The sequence below is a fragment of the Streptomyces sp. NBC_00193 genome (assembly GCF_026342735.1).
GTDB classification, from domain to species: Bacteria; Actinomycetota; Actinomycetes; order Streptomycetales; family Streptomycetaceae; genus Streptomyces; species Streptomyces stoeckheimensis.
This window is the reverse complement of sequence record NZ_JAPEMM010000001.1, coordinates 199,257-225,342: the sequence shown is the minus strand read 5'-3', so window position 1 is coordinate 225,342 and position 26,086 is coordinate 199,257. Positions and strand designations below refer to the sequence as shown.

Sequence of the window (26,086 nt, the reverse complement as noted above, 5' to 3'; positions counted from 1 at the left end):
GGGCTCGGCCGGGCTCGGCGGGGCTCAGCCGGGCAGGCTGATCCGGGCCGCCGCCATGCCGAAGGAGGCGCCCAGGACGCCGGTGGAGATCCCGTCACCCAGCCGGTGCAGATCCTCCTCGCGGTAACGCTTAACCTTCTGGTGCCAGTTGAGGATTCCGGCGAGCCAGTCCTGCAACTCGCCGACGTAGCCGTCGAGTCCGGCCCGGGCTTCCGCGTCCAGCTTCCAGTCCTCGTAGAGCAGCGGCAGCTGGGTGGCGACGATGTGCTCGAACTCCTCGGTGCGCTGCGTCATCAGGGAGTGGCAGATGTGCAGGGCCTCCGGGTAGCCGATGTCGAAGAAGTTGCGGGTGACGAGCACGTAGTTGTGCACCTCGCCCTCGACCTCCACCTCCTTCTGGTACGAGAAGATGTCGTTGATCAGGCAGGCGGCGTCGGCGGCGGCGTTCTCCAGGGAGCGGATGGTGCCGGAGGAGTAGATCTCCTCGGGGATGCCCCGGCCCGCCTGGCCGAGCCGGCACAGGTACATGGTGAGGTAGGTGCCGAAGGTGCGGCGGCGCATCTCGGCGTAGTCCACCGGATCCGGGATGCGGTTCAGGATCTGGTTGTCCACCTCCCACAGCCAGCTCTCCAGCATGTCCACGAGGGTGGCCCGGAACTCCGTGCGCACCGACGGGCTCATGTCCAGGCTGGTGCGCACCCACAGGTCGCCGAGGGCGCGCTCCATCGCGGTGGCCGGTACGGCCTGTTCGGCGTGGTCGACCGGGATCATGGCGAGGAGCCGGGCGTGCGTGGCCTTGGCGGCCGTCGTGTTCTTGGGCTGGGCGAAGACCACCGGGTAGTAGTCGTCCCCGTACGTGCCCCAGGTCAGCCAGCAGGCGTTGAGGGTCAGGGCCTCGGGGGTGGCGTCCGGGTCGATGCCCGCGGAGCAGAGCGCGAAGTCGTAGCCGCGCAGCTTCTCCTCGTTCCAGATCGCGGAGCCGGGGTCGCCGATCTGCGGGTCGAGCAGGCCCATCTCCCGGGCCCAGGCCACGGATTCCTCGCGTGCGCGGGTGTGGTGCGGGCTGAGCGTGAGCGGGAACGGCATGTAGACGTCCGGGATGACGGACGGGCCGGTGTGCTCGAAGGGGACGTGGGTGAAGGAGCGCCGGCGCAGCTCCAGGGCGCGGGGGGCGAGGAGGGAGCGCAGGTCGAGGGCGGTGGTGCCGAGACCCGTGGGCATGAACGGCAGGGTGAGCGGGGCGGTGGCCCGGGCCTCCTTGTTCATGTAGCGGCTGGAGACCATGTGCCACTCGTGGCCGCCGGACTGCCAGTCCTGGAGGCCCTTGGCGTAGGCGAGGACGGCGGCGATCTCGGCCGGGTCCATGGCGTGGTCGGCGAAGAGCTGGGGGAGTTCGGTGAGGGCGGTCTGCTCGAACTGCTGGAGCCGGGAGGTGAGGAGGTCGTTGGAGGCGTCGGCGGCCTCCTGGGTGGTGCAGCCGAGGAAGGTCTCCAACACCAGGATGGCGTTGGAGAGTTCGCCCTCCTCGGAGACCTCGCGCTGGTAGGAGAAGATGTCGTTCCTGATGTGCACGGCGTCCGAGAAGGAATCGCGCAGCACGCCGAGGGGGCGGGAGTGCGCGACGCGGGCCGGAACCTCCGCGGAGACGTACTCGATGAGGCCGGCCGACCAGGGGGCGCCACCGACCTTGCGGCGCATCTCGATGTATTCGAGGGGGTTGGAGACCCGGCCGATGTTGATGTTGGCGAGTTCCCACATCGACTCGTCGAGCAGGTTCTTGGTGGACAGGGAGAACCGTTCCCGCCAGTCCAGCGACATGGCCGGGACGGTACGGGCCCACAGGTCGGCGAGTCCGGCCTCGACGGGGTTGGTGGCCTCGGGGAACCCGTCCGCCAGGTCCATCGGCATGAAGGCGCCGAGCCGGTCGAGATAGGCCTTGGCGCCCTCACGGTCCTGGGAGCGTTTGAACATCTCCAGGAAGTGGTCGTCGAAGAAGAACACCCACACGTACCAGTCGGTGACCAGGGACAGCGCCTCGCCGTCGCAGTCGGGGTGGGTGTACGAGCAGAGCAGGGCGTAGTCGTGCGAGTCGAGGTCGCGCTCCTCCCAGACGCCGGAACCTTCCAGCATCCCGAAGTCGCGGGCCCACTTCTTGGTGTGGACCCTGGCGTCCTCCAGGTGGGGGTTCAGTCGCGCCGGATAAGGCACATAGAAATCCGGCAGTTGAAACGGCTGCGTCACGGCAGGGTGGGCCTTTCGTCTGACTGTCTCGTGTCTCATCGAGTTCCTCACGAGATCAGCAGGGCCCTACCCCGGGTGCCGGTGGGATAAGGGGGAGTTCACTTCATCAGGTGACGTGTGTGCCGTTCTGTGACGGATGGGGCCGGTGACCGGTAGAGGGATGGGGGAGGCGCGGCCGGGGGAGGGGACCGGGGAGGCGGCCGGGGAGGTGGTGGCCCTCCCCGGCGCGGGGGCTCAGGCCCCGGCGGACTTCCGCTCGTCGAACGACGGGTAGAACTTGCGCAGCAGGCCGAAGGTCTCGGGGAAGTCGAGCTGGCCCGGGGCGGAGCTGGCACCGAAGAAGGAGTACGTGATCCGGGACCCGAGGGCGGGGAAGAAGACGCGCGAGACCGCCCCGGCCTCGCCCATGGCGATGACGATCAGCCGGGTGTCCTCGGCTCCGGCGCGCAGCAGGAGCGAGGCCAGCCGTCGTACGTCGTCCTCGGACCGCACCATCGTGGACACCTTGACCACGTCGGCGCCGGCGCTCTTCGCGTCGTCGATGACGGCCTGGAGTTCCTCGGTGGCCGGGGTGAATTCGAAATTGTGATAGGAGACGAGCGCCACAGTGTCGTGCCGGTGGGCGGCCTCGATCACCTCGGACAGGATTTCCCCGGAGGAAAGCTCGATGTCCACGGCGTCGACCTGAGGGGCGAGCGCGCGGAACAGTTCGAGCCGCTGCGCCTCGGTGCCCTTCCACTCGCCGCCTTCGCGGGCGGACCGGATCGTGGCCAGGACCGGCAGCGCCTTGAACTCGTCAACCTGGGCCAGGACATGGTCCGTTCCGGTCGCCGCGTACCGGTCGACGCGCAGTTCGGCCACGTCGACGCCGGCGCTCTTCGCGGCGTGGGCGCGCGGCTCGGTCTCACTGTCGTCGAAGCTGACGGCCACCAGCGGAATCCCGCCGTCGAGAAGCGCCCGCAGTGAATTCATTTCTTGGTCACAGCCTTTTCGATTCCGATATCCGACGCGAAGTACAGGGGGAACGGGGCGGATTATACGTGGAATCCACCGGGGCGAGGGGGTGCGCCCGCCCCTTGGTCGGGCGGACGCCGGGCGCGCCCGAAGGTGCTGGTGTCGCACCCCCGGATGCTTGTCCGATTGTTCTAGGTTTGTGCCATCAGTTCATACTTTGGAATTCCGGAGGGACACTCATGGCGATCGACCTCGACAAGGTGCTGGACAAGGCGTGGGCCGACAAGCCGCTCGCGGAGGTGCTCGCGGCGCCGGTGGCCGCGCTCAAGGGCGTCACCGACAAGGACGGCGAGCTGCTGCAGGAGGCCTTCGGCGTCAAGACCGTCGCCGACTTCGGCCAGCTGAAGTACGCGCGCTGGGCGCAGGCGCTCGTCGCGCTGAACCAGACCACCAAGTAGCGGGACCAGCCGGGCACACCGGCTACCCGGCGGGCCTCAGGTCCCCGTCGGGATGGGCCGCGCGCCAGGCCTCGATGGACCGGTCCCAGTCGTCGCCCGTCAGGGCGGTGAGGGAAGCGGGGAAGAGGCCGTCCTCCTCCTTCGCGATGTGGTGGTGGAGCTCCTCCACCGCCCGGCGCAGGGCCTCGGCGTCCGCCGGGTCCGCCACGTCGGCGCCGGCGAGGAACGCCGCCAGCTCGCGGTGTTCCCCGACCAGTGCCGCGATGTACGGGGCGTACTCCGGGTCCTGCTCCATGACCGCGAAAAGGCCGTCCTCCTCGCCCTTCCAGTGGGCGAGCAGGACGGCCGTCATCTCCGCGACGAGGGCGTGCGCCCTCGCGAGGTCCCCCGCGTCCAGGGCGCGCAGCGCGTCGCCCGCGGCGTTCGTCACCGCCTCGTGCTCGGCGATGAACTCCTTGATCAGGGGGATCTCGCGGCAGCCGCAGTAATGGCACATGCGGCTCAGTCTGATCCAGCCGGTGCCCGGTTAGTCGCTTTCGCCTTCGAGGTTGCCCTCCGTGTCCAGGTACACCTGGCGCAGCGCCTCCAGGACCTGAGGGTCCGGCTTCTCCCACATGCCGCGGGACTCGGCCTCCAGCAGCCGCTCCGCGATCCCGTGCAGGGCCCAGGGGTTGGCCTCCTCCAGGAAGGCGCGGTTCTCGGGGTCCAGGACGTACGTCTCGGTCAGCTTGTCGTACATCCAGTCGGCGACCACGCCGGTCGTGGCGTCGTAGCCGAAGAGGTAGTCGACCGTGGCCGCCAGCTCGAAGGCTCCCTTGTAACCGTGGCGGCGCATCGCCTCGATCCACTTCGGGTTCACGACGCGGGCACGGAAGACGCGGGAGGTCTCCTCGACCAGCGTGCGCGTCTTGACCGTCTCGGGCCGGGTCGAGTCACCGATGTACGCCTCGGGGGCCGTGCCGCGCAGGGCGCGGACGGTGGCCACCATGCCGCCGTGGTACTGGAAGTAGTCGTCGGAGTCGGCGATGTCGTGCTCACGGGTGTCGGTGTTCTTCGCCGCGACCGTGATCCGCTTGTAGGCGGTCTCCATCTCCTCGCGCGCCGCGCGCCCTTCCAGGCCCCGGCCGTACGCGTACCCACCCCACACCGTGTAGACCTCCGCGAGGTCGGCGTCGGTGCGCCAGTCGCGGGAGTCGATCAGCTGCAGGATGCCCGCGCCGTACGTGCCCGGGCGCGAGCCGAAGATGCGGGTGGTGGCCCGCCGCTCGTCCCCGTGCACGGCCAGGTCGGCCTGCGCGTGGGCCCGTACGAAGTTGTCCTCGGCCGGCTCGTCCAGCGAGGCCGCCAGCCGTACCGCATCGTCCAGCAGGCCGATGACGTGCGGGAACGCGTCGCGGAAGAAGCCCGAGATGCGCAGGGTCACGTCGATGCGCGGACGGCCGAGCTCGGCGAGCGGGATCGGCTCCAGGCCGGTGACGCGGCGCGAGGCCTCGTCCCAGACCGGGCGGACGCCGAGCAGCGCCATGGCCTCGGCCACGTCGTCGCCCGAGGTGCGCATCGCGCTCGTGCCCCACAGGGACAGGCCGACGGACGCGGGCCATTCGCCGTTGTCCGTGCGGTAGCGGGTCAGCAGGGAATCGGCGAGGGCCTGGCCGGTCTCCCACGCGAGGCGCGAGGGGACGGCTTTCGGGTCCACCGAGTAGAAGTTGCGGCCGGTCGGCAGCACGTTCACCAGACCGCGCAGCGGGGAGCCGGACGGGCCCGCCGGGACGAACGCGCCGTCCAGGGCGCTGACCACGTGGGCGATCTCGTCGGTGGTGCCGGCCAGGCGCGGGACGACCTCGCGGGCCGCGAAGTCCAGTACGGCCGCCACCTCCGCCGAGTGTCCGGCGGCCACGGAAGCCACCGCCTCCGGGGCCCAGTTCGCGTCCTCCATCGCCTGGACCAGCCCGCGGGCCGTCTCCTCCGCCTCGTCGGCGGTGGTGCGGGTGGCCGCGGACTCGTCGAGCCCGAGCGCCTCGCGCAGACCGGGCAGGGCCGTCGTACCGCCCCAGATCTGGCGGGCGCGCAGGATGGCGAGGACCAGGTTGACCCGGGCGTCGCCGGTCGGGGCGCCGCCCAGGACGTGCAGACCGTCGCGGATCTGGGCGTCCTTGATCTCGCACAGCCAGCCGTCGACGTGCAGGAGGAAGTCGTCGAAGCCGTCGTCGTCCGGGCGCTGCTCCAGACCGAGGTCGTGGTCCAGCTTCGCGGCCTGGATCAGGGTCCAGATCTGCGCGCGGATGGCCGGCAGCTTCGCCGGGTCCATCGCCGAGATCTGGGCGTACTCGTCGAGGTGCTGCTCCAGGCGCGCGATGTCGCCGTACGACTCCGCGCGCGCCATCGGCGGCACCAGGTGGTCGACCAGGGTGGCGTGCACCCGGCGCTTGGCCTGGGTGCCCTCGCCCGGGTCGTTGACCAGGAACGGGTAGATGAGGGGCAGGTCGCCGAGTGCGGCGTCGGGGGCGCAGGACGCCGACAGGCCGGCGTTCTTGCCCGGCAGCCACTCCAGGTTGCCGTGCTTGCCCAGGTGGATCATCGCGTCGGCGCCGAAACCACCGTCCTCGGCGCGGGCCTGGATCCAGCGGTACGCGGCCAGGTAGTGGTGCGATGGCGGCAGGTCCGGGTCGTGGTAGATCGCGATCGGGTTCTCACCGAAGCCGCGCGGCGGCTGGATGAGGATGAGGAGGTTGCCGCGGCGCAGGGCGGCCAGCACGATGTCGCCCTCGGGATTCGCGGAGCGGTCCACGAACATGCTGCCGGGCGCCTCGCCCCAGTGCTCGTTGACGCTCTCGCGCAGATCGGCCGGGAGCTCGGCGAACCAGCGCTTGTAGTCGGCCGCCGGGATGCGGACCGGGTTGCGGGCGAGCTGCTCCTCGGTGAGCCAGTCCTGGTCGTGGCCGCCGGCCTCGATCAGGGCGCGGATCAGCTCGTCGCCGTCGCCGGAGACCAGGCCCGGGACGTCCTCGACGGGACCGAAGTCGTACCCGCCCGCGATGAGCGTGCGCAGCAGCTCCACGGCGCTGGCCGGGGTGTCCAGGCCGACCGCGTTGCCGATGCGGGAGTGCTTGGTGGGGTACGCGGAGAGGACCAGGGCGATCTTCTTGTCGCGGCGCTCGATGTGGCGCAGGCGCGCGTGGCGCACGGCGATGCCGGCCACGCGGGCGGCCCGCTCGGCGTCGGCGACGTAGGCGGGCAGCCCGTCCTCGTCCAGCTCCTTGAAGGAGAACGGGACGGTGATCAGGCGGCCGTCGAACTCCGGCACGGCGACCTGGGTGGCGGCGTCGAGCGGGGACAGGCCCTCGTCGTTCGCCTCCCAGGCGGACCGGGAGCCCGTCAGGCACAGGGCCTGCAGGATCGGCACGCCGAGGGCGGCCAGCGCGCCGGCGTCCCAGGACTCGTCGTCACCGCCGGCCGAGGCGGTGGCGGGCTTGGTGCCGCCGGCGGCGAGGACCGTGGTGACGATCGCGTCGGCGGACGCGAGCTGCTCGATCAGCTCCGGCTCCGGGGAGCGGAGGGAGGAGACGTAGAGGGGGAGCGCCTGGGCGCCGTGGGCCTCGATCGCCTCGGAGAGGGTGTGCACGAAGGCGGTGTTGCCGCTCATCTGGTGCGCGCGGTAGTAGAGCACCGCGATCCGCGGGCCCTCGGTGCGCTGCGGGGTGCGCTCCAGCGGGCCCCACGTGGGGGAGGCCGCCGGGGGCTCGAAACCGTGGCCGGTGAGCAGCACGGTGTCGGAGAGGAAGCGGGCGAGCTGCTCCAGGTTGGCCGGGCCGCCGTGGGCGAGGTAGCCGTGCGCCTCGGCGGCGATGCCGATCGGGACGGTCGAGGCTTCCATCAGCTGGGCGTCGGGGGCCTGTTCACCGGTCAGCACGACCACCGGGCGGGTCTGGCCGGGGGCCAGGAGCACGTCGAGGCCGTCCTGCCAGGCGCGGAGGCCGCCGAGGAGGCGTACGACGACCAGGGTGACGCCGTCGAGGAGACCGGGGAGGTCGTCGAGGGGAAGGCGGGAGGGGTTGGCGAACCGGTACGGGACGGGAGCGTCCCCGGCGTTCGCTGCGCGGGCGCTGAGCAGATCGGTGTCGGACGTCGACAGCAGCAGGATCATGCGGCGGCAGGCCTTCCTCGGGGTTTCCGCGCCCCGGGCAGTGAGGACGACGGGAGTTCCTGACTCATCCGGGGCCGGGGCCGCGGATTCACAGTGGCGGGACCGCGCCGGATTCGCACCGGGCTTCCTCCCATGTCGCCGTCCTCGGCGATGGCGGGCCTGTTGGCCGCCTTGGACTCATCCTAGGGGGCAGGGTCCCCGGCCGGGAGCGGGGGCCCCGCTCCCCGGGGCGGACCCTGCGGGGCAGTCCCCGACCCGCCCTTCCACCGTTCCCCGGGCGGCGCCCGGACCCGCCCTGGGGCTCCGCCCCAGACCCCGCGCCTCAAACGCCGGCGGGGCTGATATGTCCCCGCCGCCGGCGGAAATCCAGCCCCTCCGGCGTTTGAGGAGCGGGGGCCCGGGGGCTGGCCCCCGGCAACGGCGCCGCACGAGGCAACGGGTCCGGGCAGAGCCCGGGGAACGGTGGAAGGGCGGGTGGTGTGGGCCACAGGGGGTGGGCGCAGAATCGTGGGTATGCTCGCCGCCATGCCCACGCCCCCCTCCGCCGAAGCGCGGGACGAACCCGTCATACGGGATCGCGGCGACGCCTGCCCCGGCGCGCTGCGCCTGCATGCCGCCGACGACGGGTACCTGGCGCGGGTCCGGATCCCGGGGGGTCTGCTCACCGCCCGCCAGGCCTCGGTGCTGGCGCTGGCCGCCGACCGGTTCGGGGACGGGCACCTGGAGCTCACCTCGCGCGGGAACGTGCAGCTGCGCGGGCTCGCCGAAGGATGCGGCGCGGGGCTGGCGGAGCTGCTGGACGGGGCCGGACTGCTGCCCGCCCCCGGCCACGAGCGGGTACGGAACATCGTGGCGACCCCGCTGTCCGGGCTCCTGGGCTCCGAGCGGCCCCATGTGACCCCCTGGGTAGGGGAATTGGACCGGCTGCTGTGCGCGAGCACCCGCGCGACGGCCCTGTCCGGACGGTTCCTGTTCGCCATCGACGACGGCCGCGGGGACGTCGCCGCGCTCGACCCCGATGTCACCCTGCTCGGCGCACCGCGCGGCCGGGCACTGGTCCGGCTCGGCGCGGCCCCGGGCGCCGTGGAGGTGGACGCCGCCGACGCACCCCGGGCGGCGCTGCTCGCGGCCGAGTACTTCCTCGACTCCGCGGACGCCGCCGGCACCCGCGCCTGGCGGGTGTCCGAACTGCCCGCCGTACACGCCCTGGAGGACACGGAGCTCGCGGCACGGCTCGGGGCGGCCGGCATCGCGGCGGACCTCGTTCCCGAGGCCGCCTGGCCGTACGCCCCGCCGCCCAAGCCGTGGGGCCCCGGCACCGGTGACCGCACGCCGCTGTGCGTCCTGCCCCCGCTCGGCCGGCTCACCGCGGACCAGTGGCGGCTCCTGGTGCGCGTCGCGGGCGACGGCGGGGGTGCCGACGGATCCACCGGCGACGGCGAGCTGCGGATCACCCCCTGGCGGAGCATCGTGCTGCCCCGCGCGAACACCCGGCAGCCGGTCGACGGATACGCGCTGCTCGTGGCCGCCGGCCTGTCCGTCGCGCCCGACGGCCCCTGGGAGTCCGTCACCGCCTGTACCGGGCGGCCGGGTTGCGCCAAAGCACTGTCCGATGTACGCGCCGACGCGCGGGCCGTCGTGGCCGCGGAAGGCGGGGCACCGGCCGGGCCCGCCGGAGCGACCGTGCACTGGTCCGGATGCGAGCGCCGGTGCGGGCATCCGCGCGGCACCGCGTGGGTCGACCTCGTCGCCACCCCCGACGGGTACCGCCTCGACGGCCGTCCGGTGCCCTCCCACGAACTTGCCCAGGCCGTCGCCGACGCGCGCAGCCACCCCCGAGTGTCCGAAGACGCAGTGAAGAAATGAGCGAGTACACCGTGTTCGAGTACGAGAAGGACGGCGCCGAGATCTACCGCCAGTCCTTTGCCACGATCCGCGCCGAGGCGGACCTTTCCGGGCTGCCCGCCTCGGTCGCCCAGGTCGCGGTGCGCATGATTCACGCCTGCGGCATGACCGACCTGACCCGGGACCTGGGCTACTCGCCCGAGGTCGTCCTGCGGGCGCGCGCCGCCCTGGAGGCGGGTGCGCCGATCCTGTGCGACGTGCAGATGGTCGCCAGCGGGGTCACCCGCAAGCGGCTGCCCGCCGACAACCAGGTGATCTGCACCCTCTCCGACCCGGCCGTGCCGGAGCTCGCCGCGAAGATGGGCACGACGCGCAGCGCCGCCGCCCTCGAAGTCTGGCGGGACCGGGGCCTGTTGGAGGGTTCGGTGATCGCCGTCGGGAACGCTCCGACCGCGCTCTTCCGGCTGCTGGAGATGATCGAGGAGGGCGCCCCGCGCCCCGCCGCGGTCATCGGGGTCCCCGTCGGGTTCATCGGCGCCGCCGAGTCCAAGGACGCCCTCGCCGAACACCCCTCCGCACTCGACCACTTGATCGTCCGTGGCCGGCGCGGCGGCAGCGCCATGGCCGCGGCCGCCGTCAACGCCATCGCGAGCGTGGCCGAATGAGCACCGGACGCCTGTACGGAGTGGGGCTCGGGCCCGGCGACCCCTCGCTGATGACGCTGCGCGCCGTCGAGGTGATCGCGGAGGCCGACGTGGTCGCGTACCACTCCGCCCGCCACGGCCGCTCGATCGCCCGCTCCATCGCCGCGAAGCACCTGCGCTCCGATCACATCGAGGAGCCGCTGGTCTACCCGGTCACCACCGAGACCACCGACCACCCCGGCGGCTACCAGGGCGCGATGGAGGAGTTCTACGAGGCCTCCGCCGCCCGGCTCGCCGTCCACCTGGACGCCGGCCGGACCGTCGCCGTGCTCGCGGAGGGCGACCCGCTCTTCTACAGCTCGTACATGCACATGCACAAGCGGCTCTCGGACCGGTACGAGACCGAGGTGATCCCCGGGGTGACCTCGGTGAGCGCCGCCGCCGCCCGGCTCGGCACCCCGCTCGTCGAGGGTGAGGAGGTGCTGACGATCCTGCCCGGCACCCTCTCCGAGGAGGAGCTCACGGCCCGCCTCGCCGCCACCGACTCGGCGGTCGTGATGAAGCTCGGCCGCACCTTCCCCGCCATACGGCGGGCCATGGAGAACAGCGGCCGGCTCGCCGAGGCGCGCTACGTGGAGCGCGCGACGATGGCGGGCGAGCGGACGGGCCTCCTGGCGGACACCGACCCCGACTCCGTCCCCTACTTCGCCGTCGCCGTGCTGCCCAGCCGGATCGGGAACCCGGGCAGCGTGCCGTCCGGGCCCGGAGAGGTCGCCGTGGTCGGCACCGGCCCGGCCGGGCCGCTGTGGCTGACCGCCGAGACGCGGCGGGTGCTGGCCGACGCCGAGGTGCTGGTCGGGTACACGACCTACCTGGACCGGGTCCCGGTCAAGCCGGGCCAGATCCGGCACGGCTCGGACAACAAGGTCGAGTCGGAGCGCGCCGAGTTCGCGCTCGACCTGGCCCGGCGCGGCAAGCGGGTGGCCGTGGTCTCCGGCGGCGACCCCGGGGTCTTCGCCATGGCCACCGCCGTCCTGGAGGTCGCGGGGCAGCCCGAGTACGAGGACGTGCCCGTACGGGTACTGCCCGGGGTGACGGCCGCCAACGCGGCGGCCGCCGCGGCCGGAGCCCCGCTCGGCCACGACTACGCCACCATCTCCCTCTCCGACCGGCTCAAGCCGTGGGAGGTCATCGCGGAGCGGCTGCGCGCGGCCGCCTCGGCCGATCTCGTCCTCGCCCTTTACAACCCGGGCTCGCGCAGCCGGACGTGGCAGGTGGCGCAGGCCCGCGAACTGCTCCTGGAGCTGCGCGCACCGCAGACCCCGGTGGTCGTCGCGCGCGACGTGGGCGGGCCGGAGCAGTCGGTCCGGATCGTCACGCTGGCCGATCTGGAGCCGTCCGAGGTGGACATGCGGACGATCCTGCTGATCGGCTCCTCCCAGACCCAGGTGACCGAGCGGCCCGACGGGTCCCGCGTGACGTGGACGCCGCGCCGCTACGGCTGATCGGCACCGCGTCGTCGGCGCGGTCGTGAGGAGGCCCGGGGTGGTTCGCCGCCCCGGGCCTTTTCGCGTCTCCGGCCTCTCCGCGTCTCCGGCCTTCCGCGTCTCCGGCCTTCGCGTCGCGCGGGTTCCTACCGGGCCGGCGGAAGGGTCACGGTCATGACCGGGCTCGGGGGCCCCACCGGGGGAGTCCAGTCCAGTCGGGGGGTGTGCGGAGGCGCGGGCGGCGGCGTGGGGCCTCGGTTGGGGTTCTGCGGAACCGACGAGGCGCGCGGCTTCGCCCCCGGCGTGCGCGTGGTGCCGGTCCCGGGGGCCGGCCGGGAGGCCCCCGCCGCCGGGGCCGCGCTCGTGACGGAGGAGGACGGTGCGGGGGCCTTCGCCGGCGATCCGGTCGGCGCGGGCGTACCGGCGGACGGGGGCGTGCCGGACGGCTCTGCGGCGGCGGTCGTCGCCGGCACCGCGGCCGGTTTCCGTGCCGGCCCGCCGCCCGAGCAGCCGCCCGCGAGCAGACTGCCGACCAGCAGGGCCGTTACCGCTGAGGAGACTCTGCCGGCGGCTCTCATGACCTGCCCTTTCGTACGCGTGCACGATCAACGCGGCAGATCGTAGCCCAGCCGGTGCAGGGCTTCGGCGACCGAGGCCGCCAGCGGGACGCCCTCGGGCACGGGCGGGCGGCGGACGACGAGGACCGGGATGCCCGCCTCGCGGGCGGCCGTGAGTTTGGGGGCGGTGGCCGAGCCGCCGCTGTCCTTGGTGACCAGGAGGTCGATGCGGTGGCGGGTCAGGAGCTCGCGCTCGTCGGCCAGGGTGAACGGGCCGCGGGCGAGCAGGACTTCGAGGCGCGGCGGCGCGGGTGCGGCCGGCGGATCCACCGAACGCACCAGGAACCAGGGCTCCGTGAGGTGCGCGAAGCTGTGCAGGCCCATCCGGCCGGTGGTCAGGAAGGCCCGGGTGCCGAGGCCCGGCAGCAGGGCGGCCGCCTCGGTGAGGGAGTCCGCGAAGTGCCAGTCGTCCCCGGGGCCCGGGGTCCAGCCGGGGCGGCGCAGCGCGAGCAGCGGCACGCCCGAAAGGGCGGCCGCGGCAGCCGCGTTGAAGCTCATCCGCTCCGCGAAGGGGTGCGTGGCGTCGACCAGGTGCGTGACCCCGTGGGCGCTGGTCCAGGCCGCCAGCCCGTCCGGTCCGCCGAAGCCGCCGATCCGGGTCTCGCCGGGCGGGAGCACCGGGGCGGCGACCCGGCCGGCCAGGGAGGTGGTCACCCGGGGGGAGTCCGGGGCGGCGGCCAGCGCCTCCGCGAGGCGGCGGGCCTCGGTGGTGCCGCCGAGGATCAGGACGTGCGGACCCGGGGCGGCGGGATCACCAGGGGAGGCCGGATCGCCAGGGTTGGTCGGATCAGCAGACATGCCGGTCGCGCTCGGCGGAGTACAGGTGACTGTCGCGGAACTGCTCGGCGCCCAGGGTGCGGCCCACCAGGATGACGGCCGTGCGGACCAGCCCGGCCTCCTTCGCCTGGGCGGCGATGTCGGCCAGCGTCCCGCGCAGGATCAGCTCGTCGGGGCGGCTGGCCATCGCGACCACCGCCGCCGGGCACTCGGGTCCGTAGTGCGGCAGGAGTTCGTCCACGACCCGGTCCACGTAGCGGGTGGCCAGGTGGAGGACGAGGAGTGCTCCGCTGCGGCCCAGCGTGGCGAGGTCCTCGCCGGGAGGCATCGGCGTGGCCTGCTGGGAGATCCGGGTCAGGATCACGGTCTGGCCGACGGTGGGGACGGTCAGCTCCCGCTTCAGCGCGGCGGCCGCCGCGGCGAAGGCGGGGACGCCGGGGACGACCTCGTACGGGATGCCGGCCGCGTCGAGCCGCCGCATCTGCTCCGCGACGGCGCTGAAGACGGACGGGTCGCCGGAGTGGAGCCGGGCCACGTCCTGGCCGGCCGCGTGCGCGCGTACGCACTCGGCGATGATCTCGTCCAGGTTCAGCTGCGCGGTGTCGATGAGACGGGCGTCCGCCGGGCATTCGGCGAGCAGCTCGCGCGGGACCAGGCTGCCCGCGTACAGGCAGACGGGGGCGGCGGCCAGCGTCCGGGCGCCGCGCACCGTGATCAGGTCGGCGGCCCCGGGGCCCGCACCGATGAAGTACACGGTCATATCGTCTGATCCACCATTTCGGGGTCGGGCTGGTCGGGCTGGGGCTGCGGGTGGGACGGGTGCGGCTTGGTGACCGTCCACTGGGTGACGGGCATCGCCTGGCGCCAGCCCGTGAAACCGCCGACCGGTACGGCGTGCGCGACGGCCAGTTTGACCAGTTCGCCGCCGTGGCGGCGGTAGCGGTCGGCGAGGACCGCCTCCGACTCCAGGGTGACGGTGTTGACCACGAGCCGGCCGCCGGGGGCCAGCGCCTCCCAGGCCGCGTCGAGCAGACCCGGCGCGGTCAGGCCGCCGCCGATGAACACCGCGTCGGGGGCGGGCAGTCCGGCGAGCGCGTCGGGTGCGGAGCCGGTGACCACGCGCAGGCCGGGTACACCGAGCGCGGCCGCGTTACGGGTGATCCGCGCGGCCCGCTCCGTCACCCGCTCCACGGTCACAGCCCGGCAGGAGGGGTGCGTGCGCATCCACTCGATGCCGATGGAGCCGGAGCCGCCGCCGATGTCCCACAGGAGTTCGCCGGGGGCGGGGGCGAGGGCGCACAGGGTGGCGGCGCGGACGTGGCGCTTGGTGAGCTGGCCGTCGTGCTCGTAGGCGGTGTCGGGCAGGCCGGGGGTCGCGCCGAGCCGGGGGGCCTCGGTGCGGGGGTCGCGGCGGCAGTCGACGGCGACGACGTTGAGGGGGTCGCCGGGCGGGTGCTCCCAGCTCTGGGCGAGGCCCTCGTACGTGTCCTCGTGCTCGGAGCCGAGCTGTTCCAGGACGCGCATCCGGCTGGGGCCGAAGCCCCGCTCTCGAAGCAGAGCAGCGATCTCGTTCGGGGTCACTGCTCCGGCGCTCAGCACCAGCACCCGGCGGCCCTCGTACAGCGCGGCCGCGAGCCGGGCCACCGGACGGCCGACCACCGTGACCACCTCGGTGTCCTCCACCGGCCAGCCGAGGCGGGCGCAGGCGTAGGACACGGAGGAGGGGTGCGGGACGACGTGCAGGGTGTCGGGTCCGAGCTCCTCGGACAGGGCGCGGCCGATCCCGTAGAACATCGGGTCGCCGCTGGCCAGCACCGCGATGCGGCGGCCCGCGTGCTCGGCCATCAGCTTCGGCACGGCCGGACGCAGCGGGCTGGGCCACGCGATGCGGGTGCCCCCGCACTCCGCGGGCGGGAGCAGGTCCAGCTGCCGGGGCCCGCCGATCAGCACCTCGGCCCCGGCCAGCGCGGCCCGGGCGGGGGCGGTGAGCCCGCCCCAGCCGTCGGCGCCGAGGCCGACGACCGACACGGGTGTGGGGGGCGGTGCGGAGCTCACTGGGTGGACCTCGGGGTACGGAAGCGGGTGGACCCGCAGCCTACTGGTCCCGCCCCGGTCCCCCGGCGGGCGGGCCCCTGGCCTGGTCGGAGCGATGCCCGTGCCGCGCCGGGCGTGCCCTGCGGGGCTGTTCCCTACCCGCCCTTCCACCGTTCCCCGGGCTCTGCCCGGACCCGTTGCCGTGTGCGGCGCCGTTCCCGGGGGCCAGCCCCCGGACCCCCGCTCCTCAAACGCCGGAGGGGCTGGATTCCCGCCGGCGTTTCAGGCGCGGGGTCCGGGGCGGAGCCCCGGGGAACGAGCGCAGGGCGGGTAGGGGACCTTGCCCCGCGCAGCGGCAAAGGGTGCTGCGGGGACTGTGCCCCGCGCAGCGGCGCGGCCCCGGCTGCGGGAGTAGGGTGCGGGGGCCGGTGGGCCGTGGGGTCCCCGGAGGGGAGGGGCTGCCATGGTGGGCTGGAAGGCTGCGCAGATACCGGACCAGAGTGGGCGGACGGCCGTCGTCACCGGAGGCAACAGCGGGATCGGCTACGCCGCCGCCAGGGAACTCGCGCGCCGCGGCGCCTCGGTGGTGCTGGCCTGCCGGAGTGCGGCCCGGGGGCGGGCCGCCGAGATCGCCTTGCGGGGTGAAGTGCCCGGTGCCGAGGTGGAGTTCATGGCATTGGATCTCGCCGACCTGGCCTCCGTACGGGAGTTCGCGGACGCGTACGGGCGGCGCCGAGGCGCCACCCTCGACCTCCTCGTCAACAACGCCGGCGTGATGGCCCTGCCGTACGGCCGCACCGCCGACGGGTTCGAGACGCAGTTCGGGGTCAACCACCTCGGGCACTTCGCCCTCACCGGACTGCTCCTGCCCCACCTCCTCGCCGCCCCGCCCGGAGCCCGGATCGTCAATCTCTCCAGCGGCTTCCACGTCTTCGGGGACGTGGACCACGAGGACCTCAACGGCGAGCGGAACTACCGGCGCTGGATCGCCTACGGCCGTTCCAAGAGCGCGAACCTGCTCTTCACCCACGAGCTCGCCCGGCGCCTCGCCGCCGCCGGGTCCGGGATCGTCGCGGCCGCCGCCCACCCCGGCTACGCCTCCACCAACCTGCACGTCGCCGCGGCCCCGCAGGCGGGCACCGGCCTCGGATCGCGGCTCGCCGTCGCCGCCAACGGCCTCGGCGTCGCCCTCGGCAACGGGGTCATCGCCCAGTCCGCGGCCTCCGGCGCCCTGCCCACCCTGTACGCGGCCACCGCACCCGGGGTCCGGCCGGACGAGTTCATCGGGCCGCGGTTCAGCGTGCGCGGCGCGCCGCACCGCTCCTGGCGGGCGAAATGGACCCTGGACGACAAGTCCGGCGAACGGCTCTGGGCTGCCTCCGAAAAGCTCACCGGAGTCTCGTACGCGTCCCTATCGCGCTGAATCCCCGGCGGCTAACTTGCTACTCGCCAGTCACTTCAGGCTGTCGGGCCGCATCCCGCCGCATCCCCTGGGAGAGCCATGCGCAGATCCGCCCTGCCCGTTCCCCTGCCGGTTCCTCTGCTGTTCTCCGTGCTCGTCGCCGCCGTCGCGGCGCTCGTCGCGGCCCTGCTCACCGCCCCGACGGCGCGGGCCGCGGATTCGGCGGAGGCCGGCGCCCGCGCGCAGCAGCGTACGCCGGTCGTTCTCGTCCATGGTTTCGGGGACACCGCGGCCTCCCTCGACGGGCTGGAGGACCATCTGCTCACCCAGGGGTGGATCGCCAGTGACCTCGCCGAATTCGGCTACGACTGGGCCGCCACCAACGACTCCAACGCCGCCCGCTTCGGCGCCTTCCTCACCGAACGGTTCGGCAGCCGCCCCGTCGACGTGGTCGCGCACAGCATGGGCTCGCTGCTGACGCGCAAGTATCTGAAGGACGGCGGGAGTTCGCGGGTGCGCGCCTGGGTCTCGCTCGGCGGGCCCAATCACGGGGCGGGGGACGCCGCCCCGTGCGGGCCCTTCGCGACCTTCTGCGACATCCACGCGGCCTCGCTCGCGGACATGACCCCAGGCAGCCCCTTCCTGAACTCCCTCAACGCGGGCGACGAAACCCCGGGCACCACCCGCTACACCACCTTCAGCTCCACCTGCGACCAGCAGATCCCGCCCGGCGACAGCCGCGCCCCGCGCTCCACCGAGCTGGCGGGAGCCGTCAACCACGTCCTGCCGGTGGGCGACAGCGGCTGCCCCTCGCACTACGGGCTGCTCGGCAACGACTGGGTGCGCCGGCAGATCGTCGCCGAGTTCTCCAAGGACCCGGTGAACGAAGTGGAGCTGAAGACGGGGCCGTTCCGGATCACCGTCGACTCGGCCCGGTTCACCTCCAGCGGCGAGAGCGGACCCGAGCTCTACGACGGCCTCACCCTGACCACCGACGGGACGGCCCGCTCCCTCTGGCACCGCGACCGGTCCGGCGCCACCGCCTTTCCCGACCACGATCCTTGGTTCGGGCTCGAAGACAGCGCCCGGAGCCAGGTCTTCAGCGGCCGGGCGACCGTCACCGCCTACCTCACCGACGCCGACTACAGCGCCGGGAACAACGACGACGTGATGGCCGCCGGCCGCGTCCACTGGGACCCGGCGCTCGGCTTCGGCCGGTTCACCGCCAGGATGTCCGGTGTGGACGGCGGCGAAGCCTCCGTCACCTACACCGTCACCCCGGTGCAGGGCGTCCCCGCCTGCCGGGTCCGCGTGGACCAGGCGGAGCTGACCTACTTCGACGACGGCACGACCCGCCCCGCGCTCTACGGGGACATCGCGGTCCGGACCGGCGACGGTGCGCGCACCGCCGTGTGGTCGCGCTCCGGCTCCGACCCGTCGACCTTCCCCAACCAGGGCAACCGCACCAACCCGGACCCGTACTTCTACCAGCGCGTCGGCTCGGGGACCACGTACGGCCCCGGCCCGTTCGAGATCGGCGTCTTCCTCTGGGACTACGACGCCTCCTCGGCCGACGACCTGGTCGCCCGGGGCACGGTGGCCTGGGATCCGTACACCGACCGGCCGGGCACCCGTACGAGCGAGTTCCGAGGGGACGACGGAGGGCACGTGAAGGTCACCTGGACCACCCTCTGCCCCTGACCCGGCGGAGGCCCGGACAGGGGGCCCGACGGACGTACCGAGGGAGGTCCCGAGGGAGGTCCCGACGGAGGTCCCGAGGGGGGCGCGCCCCGATATGAGCCCGTCCGCCCCCGTCGAGCCTCCGGGCGCCCCGTCCGGGCCCTGACCAGGGCGACCCGTCCCCCGTCACACTCGTCGGCATGGACGACGACGCAACGGACAACCACCTACGTACCACCGGGACGCACGCCGCACCGCACGCCGCACCGCACGCCGAGGATCAAGCCGAGGACCGCGCCGGGGACCATGCCGTGGTCCTCGGCGCGGGCATGGCCGGACTGCTGGCCGCGCGGGTGCTCGCGATGCGGTTCTCCCGGGTCACCGTGATCGAGCGGGACGAACTGTCGCAGGACGAAACGGTGTTCAGACCGGGCATACCCCAGTCCCGGCACACGCACGTGCTGTGGGCGCGGGGCGTGGAGCTGATCGAGCGGATGCTGCCGGGCACCACCGGCAAGCTGCTGGCCGCGGGGGCGGCCCTGGTCGAATCGCCGCGCGACTTCCTCTGGCTGAGCCCGGCCGACTGGTTCGGACCGGTGCCGGGGGCCAGGGTCCTTCTCGCGAGCCGGGAGCTGCTCGACCGGACGGTGCGCACGGAGGTCCTGCGCAACCCCCGTGTGCGGATCCGGGGTGGTGCGACGGTCGCCGGACTCGTGGCCGGGGCGGACGGCCGCACGGTGAGCGGCGTGCGACTGCGCGACGGCGAGCAGCTGGCCGCACGGCTCGTCGTCGATGCGACCGGCCGCACCTCGAAGGCTCCCGCCTGGCTCACGGACATCGGCCACCCGGCGCCGGCGGTCACCCGCTACGACTCCCGTCTCGGGTACTCCAGCCGCTACTTCGAGATGCCGGACGATCCGGACCGGAGCTGGCAGGGCGTGTACGTTCAGGGCCGGCCGGACCTCCCGCGCGGCGGCGTGCTGATGCCGCTGGACGGCAACCGCTGGCTGGTGACCCTCGTCGGCAACGGCGAACACGCCCCGCCCGTACGGGAGGAGGAGTTCCTCCCGTTCGCGCGGAGCCTGCGCAGCCCGGCCCTGTACGACGCCATCCGGGACGCGGTCCCGCTGTCCGCGCCCACGGCCTTCCGGAACACGGCGAACGAGTGGCGCCACTACGAACGCCTGGAGCGCTGGCCTGCCGGCTTCGTGGTCCTCGGCGACGCCGCCTGCCGCTTCAACCCGGTGTACGGGCACGGGATGACGGTCGCCGCGCTCGCCGCGGAGGCGCTGGCCAAGGAGATCCGCACGCTGGGTCCGGAGCAGATCGCCGCGGCCTCCCGCCGGATCCAGCGCCGGACCACCGCCGTGGTGGCCGTGCCCTGGCAGATCGCCACCAGCGAGGACATGCGGTACGCGGTCACGGAAGGCCCCCCGCCGGACCGGGCCACGCGGATCCTGCAGCGCTACATGGCCCGGGTGATGGCGGGCGCCAACACCGACCCGGCGATCGCCGCCCGCTTCTTCGGGGTCCTCTCGCTGACCCGCCCGCCGGGCATCCTCCTGGACCCCGTCACGATGGTCCGCGTCCTGTCCAAGCCGCGGCTCCCGGACACCCCGGAAGCCACCGCCTACCCGCCGCACCACGGTCCGCCCGCGGAGCGGGGGGCGCGCCGCAGCGCCTAGGACCCTCGGGTGATCGCAGTGCACCTCCCGGCCGGGCCGGCGGTCTCCGCCGGTCCGGCCGGGCGTGCGTTCAGCTTCGGCAGGTCACTTCGACGGAGTGAGCTGTACCGTCGTCAGGGCCCCGCCCGCGGCCTCCTTCACCACCGTGAGCCGGGTCCCGGTGTCCGGCACCTTGACCCCGAGCTGCGGCAGCTCCGCGTTCCAGTACGTCCCGTGGCGGTCGTCGAAGACCGGTACGCCGCTCCGGGCCGGGATCACGGTCGGGACGCCCGCCTTGTGCAGGACGATCCGGTCGCTCCTCCCGAGGGAGAAGGGCGCGTCGAAGGTCTGCGCACGCGCGTTGAGCAGCGTGCCGTCCGCGTGGGTCAGCGGCGCCGGCCGGGAGTCGACGGGCAGCAGCATGCCGCCGCCGGGGTGCGCCTTGGTGGTGTTGTCGCTGTACGCCGTGTCCCAGAGCCAGATCAGCACGCCCTGCTGGTACGGGTAGAACTCCACCTTGTCGCCCGTGAAGCCGAAGTTGTACGGCCCCGTCCGCAGCAGGCTGCCGTAGCCGGTGTAGCGGCGGTTCTCCACGAAGTACGCCCGCGGGTGCTGCTCGCTGCCCGTACGGCCCTCCGTACGGGACCACTTGACCGCCGTCCAGCCGTTCGCGCCCTGCTCCGCCCCGTCGCGCAGCAGCACCCGGCCGTCGTCGCCCGCCGTGACGCGGATGTCGTCGAAGGTGACGCCCTTGCCGTGGGTGTTGCTGTCGGAGGTGACGCGCAGCCGCAACTGGACGGACTTTCCGGCGAACTGGCCGAGCGGGACCGAGAGCTGCGTCCAGCCGGCCGAGGTGCCGGAGACGCCCTTCGCCCCGATCGGCGTGGCGTCCACCGTGCCCGGCAGCGCCGTCCAGCCGGCTCCGCCGTCCGTGGAGGCCTCCACCGTCAGGTAGTCGAAGTCCTGCTCGATGTCGTACCAGAGGCGGGCGTCCAGGCGGGCCGGTGTCCCGGCCGCGACCCCCGTGAGGTCGACGGTGCGCGTCAGGGTGTTGTCCATGAAGTCGCCCGTACCGCTCCACCACTGGCTCGCGCCCTCGTAGGGGTCGACCAGCTCGGTCGTGGTCGCGGACGGCGGCAGGTGCACCAGCAGGGCCTGCGGCTCCTCGGTGTTGTAGCCGGACACCCCGAGCGTCGCCCGCGTCGTGCGGCCCGCGTCGGCCTCCGTGTACCGGAGCCAGCCCAGCTGCAGCTTGCTCCAGGGGTCGAGGTCGCCGGGGAACTCGCCCGTGGAGTTGCGGCCCCTGCCGAGGTAGGACGCGGAGGACATCAGCGACCAGAAGTTGACGCTGTTGTCCCCGTCCGAGCTGTACAGGTCCGGCAGGCCCAGATCGTGCCCGAACTCGTGCGCGAAGAGGCCCGCGCCGCTGTTCTCCCCGCCGGTCAGGTAGTCGCCGGCCCAGATGCCGGTGTCGCCGACCGGGGTGCCGCCCGCCTTGTTGCCCTCCGGGCCCGCGCTGCCGGCCTGGTTCCAGTAGGCGAACCAGCGGTGCGCCCACACGGCGTCCTTGCCCTGCGCGCCGCCGCCCCAGGTGCCGTCCTTGCCCGCGTGGACGACGACGAGGTGGTCGAGGTACCCGTCCGGCTCGTCGAAGTTCCCGTCGTGGTCGGCGTCGTAGCGGTCCCACACGTCGTACTCGGCGAGCTGCGCCTTGATCTGTTCGGCCGTACGGCCCTTCGCGCGCTCGGACTTGTACCAGGAGTCCGTGGCGTCCCGGATCATGTCCCAGTTGGTCCGGCACTGGCCGGACTCGGAGCAGTTGTCGGTACCGTAACGGGCTTCGTTCCAGGGGAGCTTGACCCAGTCGGTCACCGTGCCGTCCATGTCGTACCGGCCGGAGGACTGGAGCCGGTAGTAGGCGCGCAGGGACGCCGACTGCGGGTCGGTGGAGAAGAACTGCTTCTCGTAGAAGGACCGGTCGAAGTCCTTGCGCCACAGGGTGTGGTTGTCGTCCGCGGCGGGCTTGCCGATCGTGTTGTGCGCCGGGCCCGGGGTGCCGCCGAAGCGCGGCTTGCCCTCGAACTCCGTGGTGCTGTCCACCTGGTCGCCGAACTCGGCGAGGATCACGAAGACCTTGTCCTTGCGCTCCTGGGCCAGTTCGACGTACCGCTTGCCGATCTTGGCCTGGCGCGGCAGCCTGCCGTCGGTCCCGGCGCGCAGGCCGCCGGGACGGCCTGCGGCCACCTCTTCGAGGGCCTGGCGGCGCAGGGCCTGCCGCTGCAGCTCCAGGGGTGCGGGCGGCGGGGCGGCCCGATCGGTCTGCTGCTGCCCGGCGGGCGTCGGTGTCGGCGCCGGGGTCGGGGGTGCGGTGGCGGCGAGCGCGGGGGCGGCGAGGAGGGCGAGTGATATCGCCGCTCCCACCGCAGCGAGTCTGCGCAACGTAGCGGGCCTTTCTGGAGGTTCCGGTCGGTCGGGTTGATCGGAGCGGGAGTAATATTTCACATGTGACAGGTGATTGATAGGTGTCGGGCAGGGGGACGGGGGAGCGTCCCCGAGTGCCGCGCGGCGTGCGCCCGGGCGCGGCGGGGCGCGCGCCCCGGCCCCTTCGAACTCGACGTTCCGAGGGCCCCGTTCGCCGCGCGGCGCTATCGTGCCGAGCGGGGGACGACGGTACGAGGGGGCGGAACCGCGATGCGTTTTCTGTTTGTGCACGGCACGGGGGTGCGGCGCGAGCGGCACGACGCGCTCTTCGCCCTGGTCCGGGACCGGCTGACCGCCCGGTTCCCCGGGGCGACCGTCGACTCCTGCTTCTGGGGGGAGCGGTTCGGGGCCACCCTCAGCGCCGAAGGGCGTTCGGTGCCCGGACTGGGCGCCCCCGGCACGGTCCCCGGGCCCGACGAGGAGGAGATCGCCGAGTGGGGGCTGCTGATCGCCGACCCGCTCTGCGAGCTGCGGGTCCTGGCGGAAGCCGGCTGGGACACCGCGGGTGGCAGCCACCCCGATGACGACCCCGACGGGGACGCGTTCGCCATGCCCGGCGTGCAGTCCGCGGGCGACCGCGTGCTGGAACTGCTCACCGCAGTCCGCGGGGTCCCCGACGGCGGCGAACAGGCCGCCCTGCTGCTCGGCACCGGCCTCGCCGCCGGATTCCCCGCCGCCCTGGAGAGCGTCTCCCGCTCCGCCGAGGCCACCCGCGCCGGGGGCCGGGCCGCCGGCGAGACACAGGCCAGGGAGCTGGCCAAGGCCCTGGCCCGCGCGGTGACCGCCGCCGCACTCGCCTCGGCCGGAGCCGACGCCGACTGCACCGGAGCCGAACGCGACCGCCTGGTCGAGCTGATCACCGCCCGCCTCGGGGGCGACGCCCGGTTCCCCGGCGCCCGCGCCGCCGCCGTCCTCGGCCGGCTCGCGCTGCGCGTCACCACCCAGCCGCTGCTCAACGCCTGGCGCGGCTCCCTCACCGTCGGGGCCACCCCCGCCCTCGGCGACATCCTGCGCTACCAGGCCCGGGGCGCCGACCTCCGTGCGTTCCTGCACGAGCGGATCACCGCCGAGCCCGGACCGACCGTCCTCATCGGCCACAGCCTCGGCGGCATCGCCCTGGTGGACCTCCTCGCCCTCGCGGCCGCCCGCGGCGAGCCGGTGCCCGGGGTCGAACTGCTCGTCACCGTCGGCTCGCAGGCCCCCTTCCTCTACGAACTCGGCGCCCTGGCCGGGGTCGTTCCGGGCACCAAGCTCCCGTACGCCTTCCCGCGCTGGCTCAACGTCTACGACCGCCAGGACGTGCTCTCGTACCTCGCCGAGCCCGTCTTCCCCGGCGACCCGCGCGTCAGCGACCAGGAGATCGGCAGCCGACAGCCCTTCCCGGCCTGCCACAGCGCCTACTGGAAACAGGACTCCCTCTACGCACGCATCGAACGGGCGGTGGCCGAAGCGGAGATCGGGTGAACCCCCTCGACCCGCTGCCCCCCGAGCTGGGGCCGCGCACCTTCGCGCTCGTCGCAGGGGTCGAGAAGTACGAGATCAGCCGCCACTGGAACCTGCGCGGCCCGGCCCGCGACGCCCTGCGGTTCGCCCGCTGGCTCACCGGGCCGGGAGGCGTGCCGCCGGGCCACGTACGGCTGTTGCTGTCCCCGCTCGACGACCCGGACTCCCTCGACTGGTCGGCCTCCTCCGGTCTGGAAGCCCTGCGCGACACCCACCGCCCGGCGACCGAGGCGAACACGAAAGCGGTGCTGTTCAACGAACTCCCCGCGTGCGACGGCGACGTGCTCGTCATCTTCTGGGCCGGACACGGCTACACCGAACCGCACCGCGGTGACCTGATGCTGCCCTCCGCCGACGCCGATACCGGCCAGATCCTCCACCTCAACCTCGACTCCGCACTGCGCTGGTGGCGCACCAGCCTCGTCAAGCGCGAGGCCTTCCGGTACCAGGCCGCCCTGGTGGACGCCTGCCGGGTCGACGCACCCCGCGAGGCCCGGTGGAACTTCGGGGCCAACGACTACGGCGGCGGCGCCACCGTCCCGGGGCGCCGCCAGTTCCGGCTCTACGCCTCCCGCGAGGGCGAGGCCGCGAAGAACGACGCCGAACGCGGCGCCGGCCGCTTCACCGAGGAGCTCCTCGCCGAACTCGGCGAACGCCCGGTGCGCGAGGCCGTCTCCGGTCTCGCCGACACCGCCCGCTCCATCCACCGGACCTTCCTGGGCCTGCGCGCACGCGGCGAGGGCTGGCAGCTCCCGCAGTTCGTCGTGGACCGCAACTGGGACGCCTCCTCCTTCCTCGACGACGACGTCCCCGGGCTGGTGCCGCCGCGCGCCGGCCGCCTCGACCAGAGCGCCTGGGACGGGCTCGGCGAGCTCTTCGAGGGCCGCGACCTGCCGCGCTGCGCCTACGAGGCCTACCTGTGGGCCTTCAAGGCCGCCGGCTGCGCCGCCCCCGCCCGGCGCGGGCTGCCCGGCGACAGCCTGCTGGAGGTGGCCCAGGACCTGGACGAACGCCACGGCGGGCCGGGCGGGATGCCGCTCGCGGTGCCCTTCGTACGGTTCCTCGCGGAGCAGGGCGCGGCGGGCGACGAGCGGTGGGCGGCCCGGGGACGCGACTGGGTGCGCGCCACCCGCGAACGCCTCGGCCTGCCCGCGCTGCCGCCCCCGCCCCCGCCCGCGCGCACGACCGCCCTGCACGTACGGCTGGAGACGCCGCCGGGCGGGGAGGACGGCTTCCTCGCCCGGATGTGGCTGCGCCGGGAGGCGACCGAGCACATCTGGGAATCGGAGGGGGAGCCGGTCCGGCTGGACGCGGTACGGGACGCACTCGTACGGCACCTCGGGGCGGCCGCCAAGGCCTGGGGCGCCGATGCGGAGGCCGGGCGGCGCTCCGGTGCGGTGGAGCGGATCGAGTTCCACGTGCCCTACGAGCTCCTGGACCTCGACTTCGACCAGTGGCAGGTCCCGCGCGGCCCGGGCGGGCGGACCCGGCCCCTGGGCGTGGTCTACCAGGTGGTGGTGCGCTGCCCGCAGGAACGCGAGGACACCGGCGCCGAATGGCGCGGCAAATGGCGCTGGCTGTGGGCCCAGGGCGGCCGGCACCCGGACGCGGTCCGGGTGGTGGCCGACGCGGACGCGGACGACGGGCTCGGCATGGAACTGGGCGCGGGGGCGGCGCCCGCGTGCGTACTGGCCCACACCCGGACCGGGGCCCGGACCTCGGCGGTGGTGGAGGCCGTCCTCGAAGGCGGCGTCCCGGTGGCCCTCTGGCACCGGGCCCCTGCGTTGACGCGCCCTGGCTGGTCGGGGGGTACCGGAAGTGCGGGCGGTGCCGCGGGTGTCGGGGGCGTCGGTCCGGACGGGTCCGCCGGTGACCTGCTCGCGCTGCTGGCGCCGGCCGGTGAGGACGGGCGGCCGCCCGACCCCGGCGCACTCGACGTGCTCGCGCTGCCCGCCCGCGTGCGCGCGGTGCGCCGGGCGGCGGCCGTCGCGGGCGCGGGCGCCCCTGCCGGCGATCGCCGACAGCCGCCGGGGGGAGACCGGTTGGTCCTCCTGTGGGACGATCCCGACGACACCCTCATCCTCCGGTCCCTGGCGTGAACCCGATGCCGACACCGACGCCGATGCCCACGCCGACTCCGATCCCGCACCCGGCC

General features: G+C 73.7%; 17 protein-coding genes and 1 riboswitch. Of the genes, 9 read left to right on the top strand and 8 right to left on the bottom strand.

Features of this window, described 5'->3' with window-relative positions; translation table 11 throughout:
• Positions 1–24 precede the first annotated feature (24 nt).
• Positions 25–2,241 carry a germacradienol/geosmin synthase gene (locus OG898_RS00950; protein WP_266954361.1) on the bottom strand — a complete coding sequence of 739 codons (2,217 nt, stop codon included), beginning with the start codon at positions 2,239–2,241 and terminating at the stop codon, positions 25–27.
• Between the two features lie 234 nt (positions 2,242–2,475).
• Positions 2,476–3,213 carry a type I 3-dehydroquinate dehydratase gene (aroD, locus tag OG898_RS00945; RefSeq protein WP_250744175.1) on the bottom strand — a complete coding sequence of 246 codons (738 nt, stop codon included), beginning with the start codon at positions 3,211–3,213 and terminating at the stop codon, positions 2,476–2,478.
• A gap of 221 nt (positions 3,214–3,434) precedes the next feature.
• Between aroD and OG898_RS00940 the strand changes: the two genes are divergently transcribed.
• Entirely contained in the window at positions 3,435–3,653 is a 219-nt protein-coding gene (locus tag OG898_RS00940; RefSeq protein ID WP_250744176.1) for a hypothetical protein, read from the top strand.
• A gap of 22 nt (positions 3,654–3,675) precedes the next feature.
• Here the strand turns inward: OG898_RS00940 and OG898_RS00935 are convergent, their stop codons facing one another.
• The gene (locus OG898_RS00935; protein WP_250744177.1) at positions 3,676–4,149 is read right to left on the bottom strand and encodes a hemerythrin domain-containing protein; all 474 of its coding nucleotides are present in this window, start codon (positions 4,147–4,149) and stop codon (positions 3,676–3,678) included.
• 30 nt (positions 4,150–4,179) lie between these two features.
• Entirely contained in the window at positions 4,180–7,797 is a 3,618-nt protein-coding gene (gene cobN / locus OG898_RS00930; protein WP_250744178.1) for a cobaltochelatase subunit CobN, read from the bottom strand.
• Between the two features lie 53 nt (positions 7,798–7,850).
• Positions 7,851–7,927, bottom strand: a riboswitch (cobalamin riboswitch).
• A gap of 395 nt (positions 7,928–8,322) precedes the next feature.
• Between cobN and cobG the strand changes: the two genes are divergently transcribed.
• The 3 genes from cobG to OG898_RS00915 are packed head-to-tail and all read left to right on the top strand — an operon-like array spanning position 8,323 to position 11,791.
• Complete coding sequence (cobG, locus tag OG898_RS00925) at positions 8,323–9,663, top strand: precorrin-3B synthase (RefSeq protein ID WP_266954358.1); 1,341 nt, start codon at positions 8,323–8,325, stop codon at positions 9,661–9,663.
• On the top strand, positions 9,660–10,307 hold the full coding sequence (locus tag OG898_RS00920; protein ID WP_243338785.1) for a precorrin-8X methylmutase: 648 nt from the start codon (positions 9,660–9,662) through the stop codon (positions 10,305–10,307). Before cobG ends, OG898_RS00920 begins: the two co-directional genes overlap by 4 nt.
• Positions 10,304–11,791, top strand: coding sequence for a precorrin-2 C(20)-methyltransferase (locus OG898_RS00915; protein WP_266954356.1), 1,488 nt, complete (start codon positions 10,304–10,306; stop codon positions 11,789–11,791). Before OG898_RS00920 ends, OG898_RS00915 begins: the two co-directional genes overlap by 4 nt.
• Before the next feature lie 587 nt (positions 11,792–12,378).
• Here the strand turns inward: OG898_RS00915 and OG898_RS00910 are convergent.
• The 3 genes from OG898_RS00910 to cbiE are packed head-to-tail and all read right to left on the bottom strand — an operon-like array spanning position 12,379 to position 15,222.
• Positions 12,379–13,188 (bottom strand): cobalt-precorrin-6A reductase, encoded by an 810-nt coding sequence (locus OG898_RS00910; protein WP_266954354.1) that lies wholly within the window; start codon positions 13,186–13,188, stop codon positions 12,379–12,381.
• Positions 13,178–13,927: a precorrin-4 C(11)-methyltransferase gene (gene cobM / locus OG898_RS00905; protein ID WP_266954352.1), complete on the bottom strand. Its 750-nt coding sequence runs from the start codon at positions 13,925–13,927 to the stop codon at positions 13,178–13,180. The genes OG898_RS00910 and cobM overlap by 11 nt, the downstream gene beginning before the upstream one ends.
• The gene (cbiE, locus tag OG898_RS00900; protein ID WP_266954350.1) at positions 13,924–15,222 is read right to left on the bottom strand and encodes a precorrin-6y C5,15-methyltransferase (decarboxylating) subunit CbiE; all 1,299 of its coding nucleotides are present in this window, start codon (positions 15,220–15,222) and stop codon (positions 13,924–13,926) included. The genes cobM and cbiE overlap by 4 nt, the downstream gene beginning before the upstream one ends.
• 442 nt (positions 15,223–15,664) lie before the next feature.
• Between cbiE and OG898_RS00895 the strand changes: the two genes are divergently transcribed.
• The 3 genes from OG898_RS00895 to OG898_RS00885 all read left to right on the top strand — a co-directional run bounded on the left by OG898_RS00895 (position 15,665) and on the right by OG898_RS00885 (position 19,968).
• A complete protein-coding gene (locus tag OG898_RS00895; protein ID WP_266954348.1) occupies positions 15,665–16,624 on the top strand; it encodes an oxidoreductase in 960 nt (319 codons plus the stop codon).
• Positions 16,625–16,702: 78 nt separating this feature from the next.
• Positions 16,703–18,304 carry a triacylglycerol lipase gene (locus tag OG898_RS00890; RefSeq protein WP_266954346.1) on the top strand — a complete coding sequence of 534 codons (1,602 nt, stop codon included), beginning with the start codon at positions 16,703–16,705 and terminating at the stop codon, positions 18,302–18,304.
• Between the two features lie 179 nt (positions 18,305–18,483).
• On the top strand, positions 18,484–19,968 hold the full coding sequence (locus tag OG898_RS00885) for an NAD(P)/FAD-dependent oxidoreductase (RefSeq protein ID WP_250744190.1): 1,485 nt from the start codon (positions 18,484–18,486) through the stop codon (positions 19,966–19,968).
• Between the two features lie 84 nt (positions 19,969–20,052).
• Here the strand turns inward: OG898_RS00885 and OG898_RS00880 are convergent, their stop codons facing one another.
• Entirely contained in the window at positions 20,053–22,368 is a 2,316-nt protein-coding gene (locus OG898_RS00880; RefSeq protein WP_266954344.1) for an immune inhibitor A domain-containing protein, read from the bottom strand.
• A gap of 270 nt (positions 22,369–22,638) precedes the next feature.
• Between OG898_RS00880 and OG898_RS00875 the strand changes: the two genes are divergently transcribed.
• Entirely contained in the window at positions 22,639–23,892 is a 1,254-nt protein-coding gene (locus tag OG898_RS00875) for a hypothetical protein (protein WP_266954342.1), read from the top strand.
• Positions 23,889–26,030 carry a caspase family protein gene (locus OG898_RS00870; protein ID WP_266954340.1) on the top strand — a complete coding sequence of 714 codons (2,142 nt, stop codon included), beginning with the start codon at positions 23,889–23,891 and terminating at the stop codon, positions 26,028–26,030. Before OG898_RS00875 ends, OG898_RS00870 begins: the two co-directional genes overlap by 4 nt.
• The last annotated feature ends 56 nt before the right edge of the window (positions 26,031–26,086 follow it).